This is a genomic window from Mycobacterium intermedium (assembly GCF_002086275.1).
Classification (GTDB): domain Bacteria; phylum Actinomycetota; class Actinomycetes; order Mycobacteriales; family Mycobacteriaceae; genus Mycobacterium; species Mycobacterium intermedium.
The window spans coordinates 1-17,757 of record NZ_MVHT01000022.1; the positions used below are offsets into that span (position 1 = coordinate 1).

Here is a 17,757-nt window from a genome sequence, read left to right on the forward strand (position 1 = left end):
GTCGGGCTACCGCTGTGGAGAAAGTCGCGACTGGGGATAACGGCGTGGAGATGACGGCTATGAAGCGACGGTGTCGGCGGTGTCGGCGGCGCTGGGGGCGCGGCCTTCGGGTCAGGTGACGGCGGGGTCGGCGGTCGTGGCGGGGCGGCGGGGGATGGCGGTGCAGGCGGTGCCGGCGGTAACGGCGGTCACGCCTACCTCAGCGGCAGCGGCGGTACTGCGGGCGACGGTGGCACCGGCGGGATGGGCGGCACCGGCGGCGTCGGCGGAGTAGGCGGTGCGGCCCTCGATGGCACCGCCGGTGCCGGCGGCGACGGCGGCACCGCGGGCGAAGCCGGTGTCGGCGGCCACGGCGGTGACGGTGGAACCTCATTCGGTGCAGCCGGTGGTGACGGCGGTGTCGGCGGTACTGGCGGTGTCGGCGGTACCGGCGGCCAAGGCGGGAGCGGCGGCGACTCCGCCTTTGGCCTCGGCGGTGACGGCGGCACCGGCGCCAACGGCAGCGCAGGTGGCAATGGCGGCGTCGGCGGCGTGAGCGGCAACCACAATCCGGTCAGGGCGGCCACGGGTGGCGAGGGTGCCGGGGGTGTCGGCGGTGCCGGCGGCGACGGGGGCGACGGCGCCGAATGGGCCGGCCCGTCCGGTCACGGCGGCAACGGGGGCGCTGGCGGTGACGGTGCCGGCGGTGGCGCCGGCGGGGTCGGTGGTAACGGCGGGGTGGTCGGCGACGGCGGCGATGGCGGGGCCGGCGGTAACGGAAAAGCCGGTAGGTCCGGCTCACCAGGCGCCAGCCAGGTGGACGGAGACCCGGGTGACCCCGGTGGGGGCGGCTACAACGGCTATGCCGGCGGCAATGGCGGTGCTGGCGGTGACGGCGGTTCGACCTCGGGCAACGGCGGGGCCGGCGGGGCCGGCGGCACCGGAGGCAACGGCGGCGACGGCGGGAACGGCGGCACCAGCTTCGGCATCGGCAGTTCGGAACCGTGGACTGGCGTCGGTGGCGACGGTGGTGCCGGCGGCAATGGTGGTGCCGGCGGCATTGGCGGCGACGGTGGCCGGGCACTGGGGTCAGGCGACGGAGGAGCCGGGGGGGTCGGCGGCAATGCCGGAGACGCCGGCAAGGGCGGCGACGGTGGCCACGGTGGCGACAATCCCCCGCAGTATGCCGTTGACGGCGGGCGCGGTGGCAATGGCGGGGTCGGCGGCATCGGCGGCACTGGTGGTCGCGGCGGTTCCGGTGGCGCGGCCAACGGAACGGGCACTGGCGGTGACGGCGGATCGGGTGGCGCTGCCGGCCAAGGCGGCGTCGGAGGCAACGGCGGCGATGGCGGCATCGGTTCAGATTTCGATCCCCGTAGCCACGGTGGTGACGGCGGCAACGGTGGTAACGGCGGCACCGGCGGACGCGGCGGCGGCGGCGGTGATGGCGGCGACAGCGTTTCAGGTCCCGGCGGTAATGGCGGTAACGGCGCCGACGGTGCTGACGGTGCGGCGTTCGGCACAGGCGGCCAGGGCGGCGCCGCCGCTGGCGGTAACGGTAGCGACGGGGGGACCGGTCAGTATGGCGCCGGTGGCGTCGGTGGCCTCGGCGCCGTCGGTGGCTCTGGCTTCCCCCCCGGCACCCACGGCAACGACGGCGACCACGGCACGTAAGTCGGCATTGAAGAACTCGCACGGTGCGGTAGTGACGCGCGGTGCGAACGAACTTCGTTTTGGTCCAACCCTTTTGGTGTTCAATTGACTGCCTGAACGGTGTCCGCAACACGATGTATGCGGGCAGTTGGGACTTACCGGGATCAACTCCTCGATGATCGTGGCGGCTGCTATTTCACAGTTCGCGAACTGCAAGGGGATTCGTTGCCGAGCCAGCATCTCGTCATGTGGCCGGTAGCCGCACCAATCGCTGTTTGCGGTCCACGATTTCGTTGACCAAGCAGGCGGAGTATGTCCGCACCTGTCGACTGCTCGACGTGCTGTCTGTGCGCGCAGTTTGAGCCTGTCGCCGAGCACCACCGGACCCGGTCCGGTTGCCCGGGCAGGCGGCGATGCGCCTATTCTGGCGGTCGATGGCCGACGACATCAGTTACAAGTACGCGTTCGGCACCTACGAGGACGCGCTGAAGATGGTGGGCTTTCGCACCGATCCGCGGGTTGCGGGAACTGTGGTCAGCGGTGCTCGGATCCAGCATTTCGCTGCCTTGGTGCACGACGGCAACCCGGCCTATTGGGACCTGGACTTTGCGACTCGAACGTGGGGCGGCTTGGTCGGGCCGCCCGCGTTGCTGATGGGCTGGGTGATTCCCCAGCCGTGGTCACCCGACGGTGTGCGGCCGGCAGCGGGGCTGGCGATCCGGGTTCCCCTGCCGGGCAGGACCATTGTCAACGCGTCCAATGAAGCCGAGTTCTTGATTCCGGTGGTGGCGGGCGATCGGCTCTCGATCGTGGAGGAGGTGGTGTCGGTGTCGCCGGAGAAAACCACCAAACTCGGTGTCGGACACTTCATTCAAACGCTCGACACCTTCCTGCGCGACGACGGGGCCGTGGTCGCACTGAACCGTAATACCTTGTTCCGCTTCAATCCGCCGGAGGCCGCGGGATGACGTATGAACCCGGATCTGGCCGGTTCGACTGGCATGGATTGATCGTTCCCGTCGAGTTGCCTGAGGTTGTCGACGAGATCAGCTATGAACGAGTGGTGATGAACGCGGGCGCGACCTGGGACTATTTCCCTGGGCACTTCGATCCGGAATATGCCAAGCGCCAGGGTCATCCGACGATCTTCGTCAACACGATGCATCTCGCCGGCTTCGTCGACCGGGTAGGCACGGACTGGGCCGGTCCCTACAGCCGAGTCCTGCGGCGCAAGATGTCGCTGCTGGGTTCGATCTATGCCGGCGACACGATGATCGGCCGAGGAAAAGTTATAGCCAAGAGTTGCAACATCTCTGGGGCGAACCCGCAATTTCTCATCGACCTGCAGATCGGCGTTTACAACCAGCGCGGAGAGCTCTGCTGTCCCGCAGAGGTCACTCTCGAGGTGCTGGCCGAATAGCTCAGCTGGGTAGCGGCGGTAGCTTTCCATTGCACGCCACCGATTGCAGCTCGACGTACTCGTCGAGACCCTCCGGCCCGAACTCGCGTCCGATGCCCGAATTCTTGAATCCCCCAAAGGGCGTGCTGATGTCGAGCATGTACATGTTGATGCCGTAGGTGCCGGTACGCACCCGGCCGGCGATGTCCAGGCCGTGGGCGGTGTCGGCGGTCCAGACCGAGCCGGCCAGACCGTAGTCGCTGTCGTTGGCGATCCGGACGGCGTCGTCCTCGTCCCGGTAGGTCAGCACCGTCAGGACCGGGCCGAAAATCTCCTCCCGCGCGATCCGCATGTCATTGGTGGCGCCGGTGAACAGCGTCGGGCGCACATACCAGCCGCGATCCGCGGGCGGGTCGTCACCGCCGACGACGAGGCGTGCGCCGTCCTGCAGGCCGGAACGGATGTAGTCCTGCACACGACGTTGTTGCCGTTGTGCGACAAGGGGTCCGATGTCGGTCTTCTCGTCGGAAGGATCGCCGACGTGCAATGCCGACATCATGTCGGCCAGCGCGTCAACGACCTCGTCGTGGCGGCGTTCACTGACCAGGATGCGGGTCTGCGCAACACAGGCCTGACCGTTGTTCATCAGCCCCGCAGTCTTGAGACCGGCGACTGTCTTGTCGAGGTCCGCGTCGTCGAGGATGATCGCCGCCGATTTGCCGCCCAATTCCAGGCTCACCCTCTTAAGCTGCTCTCCGCAGAGTGCGGCGATACGCCGCCCGGTCGCGCTGGAACCGGTGAACGCGATCTTGTCCACCGCCGGGTGGCGTACCAGCGCTTCGCCCACGTCGGGACCGCCGGTGACCACCGAAACCACACCTTCGGGCAGGTCGGCCTGTTCGATCATTTCGGCCAACCACAAAGCGTCCAAGGGTGTTTCGGGTGCCGGCTTGAGCACCACCGTGCAGCCGGCGATGAGCGCGGGGATGAGTTTGGGCATGATCAGGCATTGCGGAACGTTCCACGGCACGATCGCCCCCACCACGCCCACGGGCGCCCGGCGCAGGTGTGCCTCGCCGAGCACGCCCTGGCGTCGTTCTACCCAGGGAAAGTCGCGGGCCACCGCCAAGGCCAGATGAATCATCGAAGCCGCCCCGGCCGCTTGGCCCAATCTGCTGAAACTGCGCGGTGAGCCCATTTCGGCGGTGATCAGGTCGGCCATGGCGTCGAGATTGCGTCCGTAAATCGCGGCCAACCCCTCGATCTTGCGCATGCGTTCCTGCGGTTCCATCCGCGGCCAGGGCCCGTGATCGAACGCGGTACGGGCGGCGCCGACGGCCGCCTCGACATCCTCTGGCCCCGCAGTGGGGACATGGCCGATCGGCTCTTCGGAGTGCGGGGAGATGACGGTAAGCCGTTCTGGCGAGCTGGGTTTGCGCCAACGTCCACCGATGAACAATTCGTCGTACGAACGGTGGTCGGGATTCTCCGCCATTGAAGCGCTACCTCGGGTCCGAAGACGGCAATTTCGCTATTGATGCTAACATAGCAAAAAAGCGGTATATTGCTGTGCGAGGCGGGATATGACTGACGATTGGCGCAGCTACCCATTCCACCTGGTTCCTGGTGATGAGTTACTCACGTTTCCCGCCGCGGAGGGGGAGCACCCGGACCAGGAATCGGATACCTGGTTCATCGCGGGCCAACTCGACGCCGCCGACACCGGTCGGTCGTTCGCCTTCCTGACCATCTTCAACAAGAATCGGCCCGGCGGTTCGGTGGTGGCCGACTTCTACACCATGGCGTTATTCGATTTGGACACCGGCGAATACGGCACTTACACCGATTACGACATGCCGCCGGCCAGCATGCAGCCGGGGGCCGAGCCGAAGTTGGCCGCCGCGACGGGATACCTCGATCTGGTCTACCGAAGCGACGCCGGACCCGTGTCGTGGACCACCTGCCGCGACGAGACTGGAAAACTGCTCCCCTACACCTACCGGGTCAGCCTGGTCGGGACGGATCAGGTCGGGCAGTCGATGCAGCTGGACCTTTCCGTCACTGCGACGCGGGCGCCGACGCCGTTGGGCGCGTCCACCTATAACGGCAAGATCGCCTGCTTCGGTCAGGACGACACCTATTCCTACTTCCAGACCGGCATGGTCATGGTCGGAACGCTGTGCTGGGGCGACCGATCGGAACAGGTTCGCGGCACCGCCGGACACGTTGACCGGCAATGGTTTCCGAAGTATGCCGGCGGGGGGACGGGCGAACCTCCGCGGACCAGATCGCACGAATGGCGCACGATCAATTTCGACAACGGCGTGGACATGAGTATCTGGCGCCAATTTCATCGCGCGGACGGCAACGCGCTGCAACCGTTTACCGGAATAACGACGAGTCATCCTGACTCGGCCAGACCGCCGGAGTGCGCCGAGGACTTCCAGGTCACGATCGACAGCTACGTCCGCTGGCCGGATTCGATCCGCCCGCTGATCCGCCCGCCGGCGTCGGCGAGGTACCTGCCGGATCGGCACCGGATCACCTGTGCCGCACTGGGGTTGGATATCGTGGGCGAGCCATTGGTGGCGGCACCCGCACACGGCCTGCCCATCGAATACATGGAAGGCCCGTATCGATACCGGGGTACCTTGGCGGGGCAGTCGGTGTCCGCGTTCGCCTTCAACGAGCGTTCGCTGGCGCTGTACCGGGACTGGGAACTGGTCGATGTGCTCGCGACGGAGTTGCCCGACGCTGCCGACGAACTCAGGCCACTGGTGTCGACCGGCCGTCGAACCGAGGCTAGGGATTTGCTGATGAAACTGCGCCCCGGCCAACAGGGTTCGGTGGCGACCATCATCGACGACCTGGTGACCGCGCTGTCAGAGTCTTGACAGCGCTGCCTCCCAAGCGATGTGTCGATGCTGCAACCCCGGTTCGTTGCGGCCGAAAACCAGCTTTTCGCGCGCACCGGATTCGAGATTTGTCTGCAGGGCTTCGACGAGCCGATAGTCCTCGTCGCGAACGGTGGCATGGGCGTATTCGAAGACGGCTTGGGCGCCGGCGGCCACCGACTCGTCCGACAGGTCCAACGGGGTCGAGTTCTGGTGCACGGTAATGGATCTGCCGGGTTCGGTTCCGGGATAGACCCGGAACAGTTCGCCGTTGGCGATCGTCACCGAGATGACGATGTTGGGGAACAGGGCGTAGATCACCACCATGTTCTGGAACGGGTCCCACTTGTCCTCGGGCACATCCTCGAGGCCGAGGATGGTGTTGAGCGGGAAGATCAAGCGGTGGTGCGGCCCGTACGAGTCGAAGACCGTGCAGTTGCTCCGCGCGATGGTGGCGAACGTCTGCCGGTGCACGGTGGCGAAGTGATAGTTCTCGGCGAACGTGTCGATGGCCAGCTTCCAGTTGATGGGGGAGTCGAGCACCTTCTCGCCGAGCGGAGACCAGCGGCCGATATCCCACGAGGCGAGCTCGTCGGCGAGGTCGCCCAGGTGTGCCGCGACGTCGAGATGGGTGCCCGGATTCATTGCCACCCAAAGGAATCCGGCGAACTCCGTGGCCGGGAGTTCGGTCAAGCCGTCGGACTTCAGCGCGACGTCGGGAAATCCCTCCCGTCCCGGAACGACCACCAATCGCCCGGTGTTGTCGTAGGTCCACGAGTGGTAGGGGCAGGTGAATCGCTTCGCGGTTCCGCATCCGGTCACCACTTGCGACTGCCGGTGCAGGCAGACGTTGTCGAACGCCTTGACGGTTGCGTCGGCCGTGCGGGTGAGCAGGATGGAACGTCCCATGACCGTCTTGGTGCAGTAACTCCCCGGTCCCGGTAGTTCCGACGCGTAGCCGACCAGTTGTGGGCTGGCCATCACCATTGCCCGGTCGCGTTCGTGTCTTTCCCGGGAGGTGTACTCCCGCGTGTCGACCGTGTGTTGCTTTTCGGCGAGGTCGGTGGTGTTGTCTCGGGCCAATTTCAGGGCCCGCCGGGTGAGGTCGATGAGTTGGTCGCGATCCACTTTGAACTCCCGTTACAGCCGCGCTCCGCCCTAACTTTACTAACTTTATAACTTTTAGCTGAAGTCGAGTGCACCGGGAAAGCCCGTCCCATGACAGCGCCGACTTGATACAGATGTGACACCCGATATCAACGGGTCTGGTGTGAATTCTGTCGTACCCTGTGGCGTATGCCGGTGTCCCGACGTGACGTGCTCAAGTTCGCCGCGGCGACGCCCGGCCTGCTGGGCCTGGGTGTCGCGGCGGCCTCGCTGCATCCCGCACCGGCGTCGGCGGCCCTCGGCACCTTGCTGGATTACGCCGCCGGGGTCATCCCCGCGAGCGAGATCAGGGCAGCCGGGGCGTTAGGCGCGATCCGGTACGTGTCGGACCGGCGCCCCGGTGGGGACTGGATGCTCGGCAAGCCGATCCAATTCGCCGAAGCGCAGGACCTGGTCGGCAACGGACTCAAGATCGTCTCCAACTACCAGTTCGGAAAGGGCAGCACCTCGGACTGGCTGGGCGGTGCCGCCGCCGGGATTCAGCATGCCAAACGGGGCGCGGAACTCCATGCCGCCGCCGGCGGCCCCGCGAACGCCCCGATCTACGTGTCGATCGACGACAACCCGTCGTTCGATCAGTACAAGAACCAGGTCCTCCCGTATTTGCGGGCCTGGGAATCAGTGATCGGGCACCAGCGGACCGGCGTCTACGCCAACTCCAAGACCATCGACTGGGCACTGAACGACGGTGTGGGTTCCTATTACTGGCAGCACAACTGGGGCTCGCCCAACGGCTACACCCACCCGGCCGCCCACCTGCACCAGGTCGAGATCGACAAGCGCAAGGTCGGTGGCGTCGGCGTGGACGTCAACGAAATCCTGAAGCCGCAATTTGGGCAGTGGATCTAGCTTCACGGTCGATTGCCCTCGGCGACGCCACGTCCCAGCAAACACTCGTTCGCTCACTTTTCTGCATCGGCTACATAGCTGTATCCGCTGCCCTGCGGCCTGTGCCGTGGCGCACCTTCGCCGGAACGCGAAAAATTTCGTATAACGATTTGGTAACAGTACTGCCTTGATCAGCGCAGTTATAGCTACTCGACCGTAACCACCTGCATGCAGGACGTTTGTCCGCGACTTCCGGGCCGCCGAATAAACATGGTGTTACCCACGACACGGTTACCCGCGCGTAGAACTCGCCAGTAACCAATCGGCGTAAACGATCTGGACGATTCCTTATGAGACTCTTATTAGGACCGATGTGGGTCGATGCCAAATTCTTGGCGCCGCTCGAATCCACGAGCTGGACGCGAAACACACCGGTCAGACGACTGTCGGCAGCGATTCAACGCGGAATCGGCACGGGAGAACCCGGCGCGGGCCCCGACCCGCGGCCCGGCGCCCGGAACGGCCGAAACTTTGAGAGACGCTTAAGACGCAGCGAGACGCACAGGGAGATGGAGACGTGACGATCCACGAGCACGACCGGGTATCGGCTGACCGCGGAGAACCCGGGCCCCATAGCTCCCACGCTCTGGTCGACCGACTGACGGCCGGCGAGCCGTATGCGGTCGCCTTCGGCGGGCAGGGCAGCGCCTGGTTGGAGACCCTCGAAGAGCTGGTGTCGGGGGCTGGGATCGAGGCAGAGCTTTCGACCCTCGTCGGTGAGGTGGAGCTGGTCCTGGAGCCGGTTGCCAAAGAGTTAGTCGTCGTCCGTCCGATCGGCTTCGAGCCGTTGCAGTGGGTCCGCGCGCTGGCCGCCGAAGACACCGTCCCCTCGGCCAAGCATCTGACGTCGGCGGCGGTGTCCGTGCCGGGCGTGCTGCTGACCCAGATCGCGGCCATCCGCGCCCTGGCCCGCCAGGGGATGGATCTCAATGCCCACCGGCCCGTGGCGGTGGCGGGACATTCCCAAGGTGTGCTCGCGGTCGAGGCGCTCAAGTCCGGCGGCGTGCGCGATGTCGAGCTGTTTGCGATGGCCCAGCTCATCGGCGCCGCCGGCACACTCGTGGCGCGCCGCCGCGGGATTTCCATCCTCGGTGACCGTCCCCCGATGGTCTCGGTCACCAACGCCGATCCGCAACGCATCCAGCACCTGCTGGAGGAGTTTTCCCAAGACGTGCGGACCGTGCTGCCGCCGGTGCTGTCCATCCGCAACGGCCGGCGTTCGGTCGTCATCACCGGCACGCCGGACGAACTCTCCCGCTTCGAGCTGTACTGCCGGCAGATCTCGGAGAAAGAAGAGGCCGACCGCAAGAACAAGATCCGCGGCGGCGACGTCTTCTCACCGGTGTTCGAGCCGGTACAGGTGGAAGTCGGTTTCCACACTCCGAGGCTGGCCGACGGCATCGACATCGTCGGACGCTGGGCCGAAAAGGTCGGACTCAACGTTGCGCTGGCCCGGCAGCTCGCCGAGTCCATCCTGGTGGACAAGGTCGACTGGGTCGACGAAATCACCCGCGTGCACGAGGCCGGCGCGCGCTGGATTCTCGACCTGGGTCCCGGCGACATCCTGACCCGGTTGACCGCGCCGGTGATCCGCGGCCTGGGCATCGGAATCGTGCCCGCAGCAACCCGCGGCGGACAGCGCAACCTGTTCACCGTCGGAGCCACGCCAGAGGTGGCACGGGCCTGGTCGACCTACGCGCCCAGCGTGGTGCGCCTGCCCGACGGCAGGGTGAAGCTCTCCACGAAGTTCACCCGACTCACCGGGCGCTCACCCATCCTGCTGGCCGGCATGACCCCCACGACGGTCGATGCCAAGATCGTGGCCGCGGCCGCCAATGCCGGGCACTGGGCCGAACTCGCCGGTGGCGGACAGGTCACCGAGGAGATCTTCGCCCGCCGCATCCAAGAGCTGTCCGAGCTGCTCGAGCCGGGCCGCACCTACCAGTTCAACACGCTTTTCCTCGACCCGTACCTGTGGAAACTGCAGGTCGGCGGCAAGCGGTTGGTGCAGAAGGCCCGGCAGTCCGGCGCCGCGATCGACGGAGTGGTGGTCAGCGCCGGCATCCCCGAGCTCGAGGAAGCCGTCGAGCTGATCGATGAGCTGAACGAGATCGGCATCAGTCACGTAGTCTTCAAGCCCGGGACCATCGAGCAGATCCGTTCGGTGATCCGCATTGCGACCGAGGTTCCCACCAAACCGGTGATCATGCACGTCGAGGGCGGCCGCGCCGGTGGCCACCACTCCTGGGAAGACCTCGACGACCTGCTGCTGGCGACCTACTCGGAGCTGCGCTCGCGCGCCAACATCACCGTCTGCGTTGGCGGCGGCATCGGCACGCCGGAACGGGCGGCCGAATACCTGTCCGGCCGCTGGGCGCAGGCCTACGGCTTCCCGTTGATGCCGATCGACGGCATCTTGGTCGGCACCGCGGCGATGGCCACGCTGGAGGCCACGACGTCGCCGTCGGTCAAGCGGATGCTGGTCGAGACGCAAGGCACCGACCAGTGGATCAGCGCCGGAAAAGCCCAGGGCGGCATGGCATCCAGCCGCAGCCAGCTCGGCGCCGACATCCACGAAATCGACAACAGCGCTTCCCGCTGCGGCCGCCTGCTCGACGAGGTCGCCGGCGACGCCGAGGCGGTTGCCGAGCGGCGCGACGAGATCATCGCCGCGATGGCCAAGACCGCCAAGCCGTACTTCGGCGACGTCGGCGAGATGACCTACCTGCAGTGGCTGCAGCGGTACGTCGAACTCACCATCGGCGAGGGCAATTCGACCGCCGACACCGCCTCGCCGGGCAGCCCCTGGCTGGCCGACACCTGGCGCGACCGTTTCGAGCAGATGCTCAAGCGCGCCGAGGCCCGTTTGCACCCAACGGATTCCGGCCTGATCGAAACCGTCTTCAACGAGCCCGAACTGCTCGAGAACCCCGAACAGTGCATCGCCAGACTGCTTTCGCACTACCCCGACGCCGAAACTGTCAAGCTGCATCCCGCCGACGTACCCTTCTTCGTCACCCTGTGCAAGACCCTGGGCAAGCCGGTCAACTTCGTGCCGGTCATAGACAAGGACGTCCGGCGTTGGTGGCGCAGTGACTCCCTGTGGCAGGCGCACGACGCCCGCTACGACGCCGACCAGGTGTGCATCATTCCCGGCACCGCCGCGGTCGCCGGTATCACCCGGATGGACGAGCCCGTCGGCGAATTGCTGGACCGCTTCGAGCAGGCCGCGATAGATGACGTGCTCGGCTCCGGTGTCGAACCGAAATCCGTGACCTCGCGCCGAATTGGTCGCGCCGACGTGTCCGGACCGTTGGCAGTCGTGCTCGACGCGCCCGACGTGCTGTGGGCCGGACGCACCGCTACCAACCCGGTGCACCGGATCGCCGAGCCCGGCGAATGGCTGGTACAGGACGACGGTTCCCGGGCCACCCACTCTTCGACCGGTGCGCGGCTCCAGGCCTCGCAAGCCGACGGTGCTGACGTCGTCTTGAGCGTACCGATCTCGGGCACGTGGATCGACATCCGATTCACGTTGCCTCCCAACACCGTTGACGGCGGTACCCCGGTGATTGCACTCGAGGACGCCACCAACGCCATGCGGGCCGTGCTGGCCATCGCCGCGGGTGTCGACAATCCGGAGTCGCTGCCGAAGGTGATCGACGGGACGGCGACCGTGACGGTGGAGTGGGACCCCGAGCGGGTCGCCGACCACACCGGCGTCACCGCCACCTTCGGCGAGCCGTTGGCCCCGAGTCTCACCACCGTGCCCGACGCCCTCGTCGGCCTGTGCTGGCCGGCTGTTTTCGCGGCGATCGGCGCAGCGGTGACCGACACCGGCGAGCCCGTCATCGAGGGCCTGCTGAGCCTGGTCCACCTGGATCACGCCGCCCGGGTGGTCGGCCAACTGCCGAAGGTTCCCGCCCAATTGACCATTACGGCAACGGCTTCCAACGCCACCGACACCGACATGGGTCGCGTGGTGCCGGTATCGGTGACCGTGCGCGGCGCAGCCGATGAGGACGGCGCTGTAATCGCCACTCTCCATGAGCGATTCGCAATCCTGGGTCGCACCGGAACGGCCGAACTCACCGACCCGGTTCGTGCCGGAGGGGCGGTGTCCGAAAACGCCACCGACACCCCGCGTCGTCGCCGTCGCGACGTCAAGCTGGGCGCGCCGGTCGACATGCGTCCGTTCGCGGTGGTCTCCGGCGACCACAACCCCATCCACACCGACCGGGCGGCGGCGCTGCTCGCGGGGCTGGAATCGCCGATCGTGCACGGCATGTGGTTGTCGGCCGCGGCGCAGCATGCGGTGACCGCCACCGATGGCCAGGCCCGTCCGCCGGCCCGCTTGATCGGATGGACCGCGCGCTTCCTGGGCATGGTGCGCCCCGGTGACGAGGTGGACTTCCGCGTCGAACGTGTCGGAATCGACCAGGGTGCTGAGGTTTTGGAAGTGGCGGCCCGCGTCGGTTCGGATCTGGTGATGTCGGCCACCGCGCGTCTGGCCGCCCCGAAAACGGTATATGCGTTCCCCGGCCAGGGAATTCAGCACAAGGGCATGGGCATGGACGTCCGCGCCCGTTCCAAGGCGGCCCGCAAGGTGTGGGACTCCGCGGACAAGTTCACCCGCGAGACTTTGGGCTTCTCGGTCCTGCACGTGGTCCGCGACAACCCCACCAGCATCATTGCCAGCGGCGTGCACTACCACCACCCCGACGGCGTGCTGTACCTGACGCAGTTCACCCAGGTGGCGATGGCGACGGTGGCGGCCGCGCAGGTGGCCGAGATGCGCGAGCAGGGTGCCTTCGTCGAGGACGCCATCGCGTGCGGTCACTCCGTCGGCGAGTACACCGCACTGGCTTGTGTGACGGGCATCTACGAACTGGAAGCGTTGCTGGAGACGGTGTTCCACCGCGGATCGAAGATGCACGACATCGTGCCGCGGGACGAGTTGGGCCGTTCCAACTACCGCTTGGCGGCGATCCGGCCCTCGCAGATCGACCTCCCCGACGACCAGGTCCAAGACTTCGTCGCCGGGATCGCCGAGCAGACCGGTGAGTTCCTGGAGATCGTCAACTACAACCTGCGCGGCTCGCAGTACGCCATCGCCGGCACCGTCCGCGGGTTGGAGGCGCTGGAAGCCGAGGTGGAACGGCGTCGCCAGATCACCGGTGGCCGACGCTCATTCATCCTGGTGCCCGGCATCGACGTGCCGTTCCACTCGCGGGTGTTGCGGGTCGGTGTGGCCGAGTTCCGGCGTTCGTTGGATCGGGTGATGCCGCGCGACAAGGATCCCGACGTCATCATCGGACGCTACATCCCCAACCTGGTGCCTCGGCCCTTCACCCTGGATCGCGACTTCATTCAGGAGATTCGCGACCTGGTGCCCGCCGAACCGCTCGACCCGATCCTCGCCGACTACGACACGTGGATCCGTGAGCGGCGTATCGAGCTGGCGCGCATCGTGTTGATCGAGTTGCTGGCTTGGCAGTTCGCCAGCCCGGTCCGCTGGATCGAGACGCAGGACCTGCTGTTCATCGAGGAAGCCGCAGGCGGCCTGGGTGTCGAACGGTTGGTCGAGATCGGCGTGAAGTCGGCGCCGACGGTGGCGGGGCTGGCCACCAACACGCTGAAGCTGCCCGAATATGCCCACAGCACAGTGGAAGTGCTCAACGCCGAGCGCGATGCCGCGGTGCTGTTCGCCACCGACACCGACCCCGAGCCGGATGTTGAGGACGAGCCGGCCCCGGCCCAGGAGGCGGCGACGCCGGAAGCCGCCGAGATTCCGGCACCGGCACCGGCACCTGCGGCGGCGCCCTCGGGTGCGCCACGTCCCGACAACCTCCCGTTCGACGCTGCCGACGCCACCCTGGCCCTGATCGCGATTTCGGCCAAGATGCGCATCGACCAGATCGAGGCACTGGACTCCATCGAGTCCATCACCGACGGCGCGTCTTCGCGGCGCAACCAGCTGCTGGTGGACCTGGGCTCCGAGTTGAACCTCGGTGCCATCGAGGGTGCGGCGGAGGCCGACCTGGCCGGACTGCGTGCCCAGGTGACGAAGCTGGCCCGCACCTACAAGCCTTTTGGCCCAGTGCTTTCCGACGCCATCAACGATCAGCTGCGGACCGTCTTCGGTCCGTCGGGCAAGCGGCCCGGGGCGATCGCCGAACGGGTGACGAAGACCTGGGAGCTCGGTGAGGGCTGGGTCAAACACGTCACCGTCGAGGTCGCGCTGGGTACCCGGGAGGGCACCAGCGTTCGCGGTGGTGCGTTGGGTCACCTGCACGAAGGCGCCCTCGCGGATGCGGCCACCGTCGACCGGGTCATCGACGCCGCCGTCACGTCGGTCGCCGCGCGTCATGGCATCAGCGTTGCGCTGCCCGCTGCAAGCGGTGGCGGCGGCGGGACCGTTGATCTGGCCGCGCTGAGCGAGTTCACCGACCAGATCACCGGCCGCGATGGCGTGCTCGCATCGGCGGCACGCCTGGTCCTGGGCCAGTTGGGCCTGGACGAGGCGGTCAGCGCGGCACCGAGCGCGACCGACGCCGAGCTCATCGACCTGGTGACCGCCGAATTGGGTTCGGACTGGCCACGTTTGGTGGCGCCGGTGTTCGACGCCAAGAAGGCCGTCGTCTTCGACGACCGCTGGGCCAGTGCCCGTGAGGACCTGGTCAAGCTGTGGCTGATGGACGAAGGTGACATCGACGCCCAGTGGTCGCACTGGTCGGAGAGGTTCGAGGGGGCCGGCCACGTCGTGGCCACCCAGGCCACTTGGTGGCAGGGCAAGTCGTTGGCCACGGGCCGTCAGATCCACGCGTCGCTGTACGGGCGGATCGCCGCCGGAGCGGAGAACCCGAATCCGGGCCACTACAGCAGCGAAGTCGCCGTCGTGACAGGGGCTTCCAAAGGCTCGATCGCCGCATCCGTGGTAGCGCGACTGCTCGACGGCGGCGCCACCGTCATCGCGACCACCTCGAAGCTCGACGAGGAACGACTGGCCTTCTACCGCAACCTGTATCGCGATCACGCCCGGTACGGCGCCGTGCTGTGGGTGGTCGCCGCCAACATGGCGTCCTACTCCGACATCGACGCTCTGGTCGAATGGGTCGGCACGGAGCAGGTGGAAAGCCTTGGGCCCAAATCGATTCACATCAAGGATGCGCAGACGCCCACGCTGCTGTTCCCGTTCGCCGCACCGCGCGTCGTCGGCGACCTGTCGGAGGCCGGTTCGCGCGCCGAACTGGAGATGAAGGTCCTGCTGTGGGCGGCGCAGCGACTGATCGCCGGGCTGTCGAAGATCGGCGCCGAGCGTGACATTGCGGCCCGACTGCACGTGGTGCTGCCCGGTTCGCCCAACCGCGGAATGTTCGGCGGTGACGGTGCATACGGCGAGGCGAAGTCCGCTCTGGACGCCGTGGTGAGCCGTTGGCACGCCGAGTCGTCGTGGGCGGAGCGCGTCAGCCTGGCGCACGCCCTGATCGGGTGGACCCGCGGCACCGGCCTGATGGGTCACAACGACGCCATCGTCAGCGCCGTCGAAGCGGCCGGCGTCACCACTTACTCCACCGACGAGATGGCGGGCCTGCTGCTCGGCCTGTGCGACGTGGAATCCAAAGTGGCTGCCGCTCATTCGCCGCTCAAGGCGGACTTCACCGGCGGACTGGCCGGCGCCGATCTCGACATGGCCGAACTGGCCGCCAAGGCGCGCGAGGAAATGTCCGCCGAAGCGGCCGCCGAGCAAGATGCAAACACGGAGGGCCTCATTCCGGCCCTGCCGTCCCCGCCGCGCGGGTTCAACCCGGCACCACCGCCGCACTGGGACGACCTGGACGTCGACCCGGCCGATCTGGTGGTGATCGTCGGCGGGGCCGAACTGGGTCCCTACGGTTCGTCGCGCACCCGCTACGAGATGGAGGTCGACAACGAGTTGTCGGCGGCCGGTGTCCTGGAACTCGCCTGGACCACCGGGATGATTCGTTGGGAGGACGACCCTCAACCCGGTTGGTACGACACGCAAACCGGTGAGCTGGTCGACGAATCCGAACTGGTCGAGCGCTACCACGACGCCGTCGTCGAGCGCGTCGGCATTCGTGAGTTCGTCGACGACGGAGCGATCGATCCGCAAGATGGCTCCCCATTGCTGGTATCGGTCTTCCTGGACAAGGACTTCAGCTTCGTCGTCTCGTCGGAGGCCGACGCTCGGGCGTTCGTTGAATTCGACCCCGAGCACACGGTGATCCGCCCGGTGCCCGACTCGAGCGACTGGCAGGTGATCCGTAAGGCCGGCACGGAGATTCGAGTGCCGCGGCGCACCAAACTGTCGCGACTGGTGGGGGCCCAGGTTCCGACCGGGTTCGACCCCACGGTCTGGGGTATCAGCCCCGACATGGCCGGGTCCATTGACCGCCTTGCGGTGTGGAACATCATCGCGACTGTGGACGCATTCCTGACCGCCGGCTTCACCCCGGCCGAGGTGATGCGTTACGTCCACCCGAGCCTGGTGGCCAACACCATGGGCACCGGCATGGGCGGTGGCACGTCGATGCAGACGATGTACCACGGAAACCTGTTGGGCCGCAGCAAGCCGAACGACATCTTCCAAGAGGTGCTGCCGAATATCGTTGCCGCACACGTGGTTCAGTCGTACATCGGCAGCTACGGCGCGATGATCCACCCGGTCGCCGCGTGCGCGACGGCCGCGGTGTCGGTCGAGGAGGGTGTCGACAAGATCCGGTTGGGCAAGGCCGAAATGGTGGTTGCCGGCGGGATCGACGATCTGACGCTGGAAGGCATCATCGGCTTCGGTGACATGGCGGCCACCGCCGACACCGACATGATGCGCGGGCGGGGCATCCACGACTCGAAGTTCTCCCGGCCCAACGACCGTCGGCGCCTCGGCTTCGTCGAGGCTCAGGGCGGCGGCACCATCCTGCTGGCCCGCGGTGATCTCGCACTCAAGATGGGGCTGCCCGTGCTCGCGGTGGTGGCGTACGCACAGTCCTTCGGTGACGGTGTGCACACGTCGATCCCGGCGCCCGGCCTGGGTGCGTTGAGCGCGGGCCTCGGCGGCAGGAACTCGTCGCTGGCGCGGGCGCTGGCCAAGCTGGGTGTGAGCGCCGACGACGTGGCGGTGGTGTCCAAGCACGACACGTCGACGCTCGCCAACGACACCAACGAGACGGAACTGCATGAGCGGCTGGCCGACTCGATAGGCCGTTCGGAGGGTGCGCCGTTGTTTGTGGTGTCGCAGAAGAGCCTGACCGGTCACGCCAAGGGCGGCGCGGCGGTGTTCCAGATGATGGGGCTGTGCCAGATGCTGCGCGACGGGGTCATCCCGCCCAACCGCAGCCTGGATTGCGTCGACGACGAACTCGCCGGCTCCGCGCACTTCGTGTGGGTGCGTGAAACCCTGCGGCTCGGCGGTAAGTTCCCGCTCAAGGCCGGGCTGGTGACCAGCCTCGGGTTCGGTCACGTCTCCGGTTTGGTCGCGTTGGTTCACCCGCAGGCGTTCATCGCGTCGCTGAGCCCCGAGCAGCGCGAGGACTACCAGCGGCGCGCCAACGAACGCCTGCTGGCCGGGCAGCGCCGACTGACCTCGGCGATCGCCGGCGGCGAGCCGATGTACCAGCGGCCGCCCGACCGTCGCTTCGACCACAACGGTTCGGAGAAGCGGCAAGAGGCCGCGATGCTGCTGAATCCGGCAGCGCGCATCGGTGACGGCGACGTGTACCAGGCCACTGCCGGTTGATTCGGCGTATCCGTTAACCT

At 66.9% G+C, this 17,757-nt stretch carries 9 protein-coding genes; 7 read left to right on the forward strand and 2 right to left on the reverse strand.

What is annotated here, in order from left to right:
• Positions 1-70 precede the first annotated feature (70 nt).
• From BST27_RS32360 to BST27_RS10310, 4 genes are all read left to right on the forward strand, one after another.
• On the forward strand, positions 71-274 hold the full coding sequence (locus BST27_RS32360) for a hypothetical protein (RefSeq protein ID WP_170062296.1): 204 nt from the start codon (positions 71-73) through the stop codon (positions 272-274).
• Complete coding sequence (locus BST27_RS32365; protein ID WP_170062297.1) at positions 244-1,653, forward strand: hypothetical protein; 1,410 nt, start codon at positions 244-246, stop codon at positions 1,651-1,653. Before BST27_RS32360 ends, BST27_RS32365 begins: the two co-directional genes overlap by 31 nt.
• 413 nt (positions 1,654-2,066) lie before the next feature.
• Positions 2,067-2,600, forward strand: a complete 534-nt coding sequence (locus tag BST27_RS10305; protein WP_069417438.1) for an FAS1-like dehydratase domain-containing protein — start codon at positions 2,067-2,069, stop codon at positions 2,598-2,600.
• Positions 2,597-3,052: a MaoC/PaaZ C-terminal domain-containing protein gene (locus BST27_RS10310; RefSeq protein ID WP_069417300.1), complete on the forward strand. Its 456-nt coding sequence runs from the start codon at positions 2,597-2,599 to the stop codon at positions 3,050-3,052. Before BST27_RS10305 ends, BST27_RS10310 begins: the two co-directional genes overlap by 4 nt.
• A 1-nt stretch (position 3,053) precedes the next feature.
• On the opposite strand, the gene BST27_RS10315 is transcribed toward BST27_RS10310, so the two are convergent.
• Complete coding sequence (locus tag BST27_RS10315; RefSeq protein ID WP_069417301.1) at positions 3,054-4,526, reverse strand: aldehyde dehydrogenase; 1,473 nt, start codon at positions 4,524-4,526, stop codon at positions 3,054-3,056.
• 88 nt (positions 4,527-4,614) lie between these two features.
• Between BST27_RS10315 and BST27_RS10320 the strand changes: the two genes are divergently transcribed.
• Entirely contained in the window at positions 4,615-5,925 is a 1,311-nt protein-coding gene (locus BST27_RS10320) for a lipocalin-like domain-containing protein (protein ID WP_069417302.1), read from the forward strand.
• Here the strand turns inward: BST27_RS10320 and BST27_RS10325 are convergent.
• Complete coding sequence (locus BST27_RS10325) at positions 5,914-7,053, reverse strand: aromatic ring-hydroxylating oxygenase subunit alpha (RefSeq protein ID WP_069417303.1); 1,140 nt, start codon at positions 7,051-7,053, stop codon at positions 5,914-5,916. The genes BST27_RS10320 and BST27_RS10325 overlap by 12 nt on opposite strands.
• Before the next feature lie 168 nt (positions 7,054-7,221).
• Between BST27_RS10325 and BST27_RS10330 the strand changes: the two genes are divergently transcribed.
• Entirely contained in the window at positions 7,222-7,941 is a 720-nt protein-coding gene (locus BST27_RS10330) for a DUF1906 domain-containing protein (RefSeq protein ID WP_069417304.1), read from the forward strand.
• 556 nt (positions 7,942-8,497) lie between these two features.
• Positions 8,498-17,737 (forward strand): type I polyketide synthase, encoded by a 9,240-nt coding sequence (locus BST27_RS10340; protein ID WP_069417305.1) that lies wholly within the window; start codon positions 8,498-8,500, stop codon positions 17,735-17,737.
• Positions 17,738-17,757 lie beyond the last annotated feature (20 nt).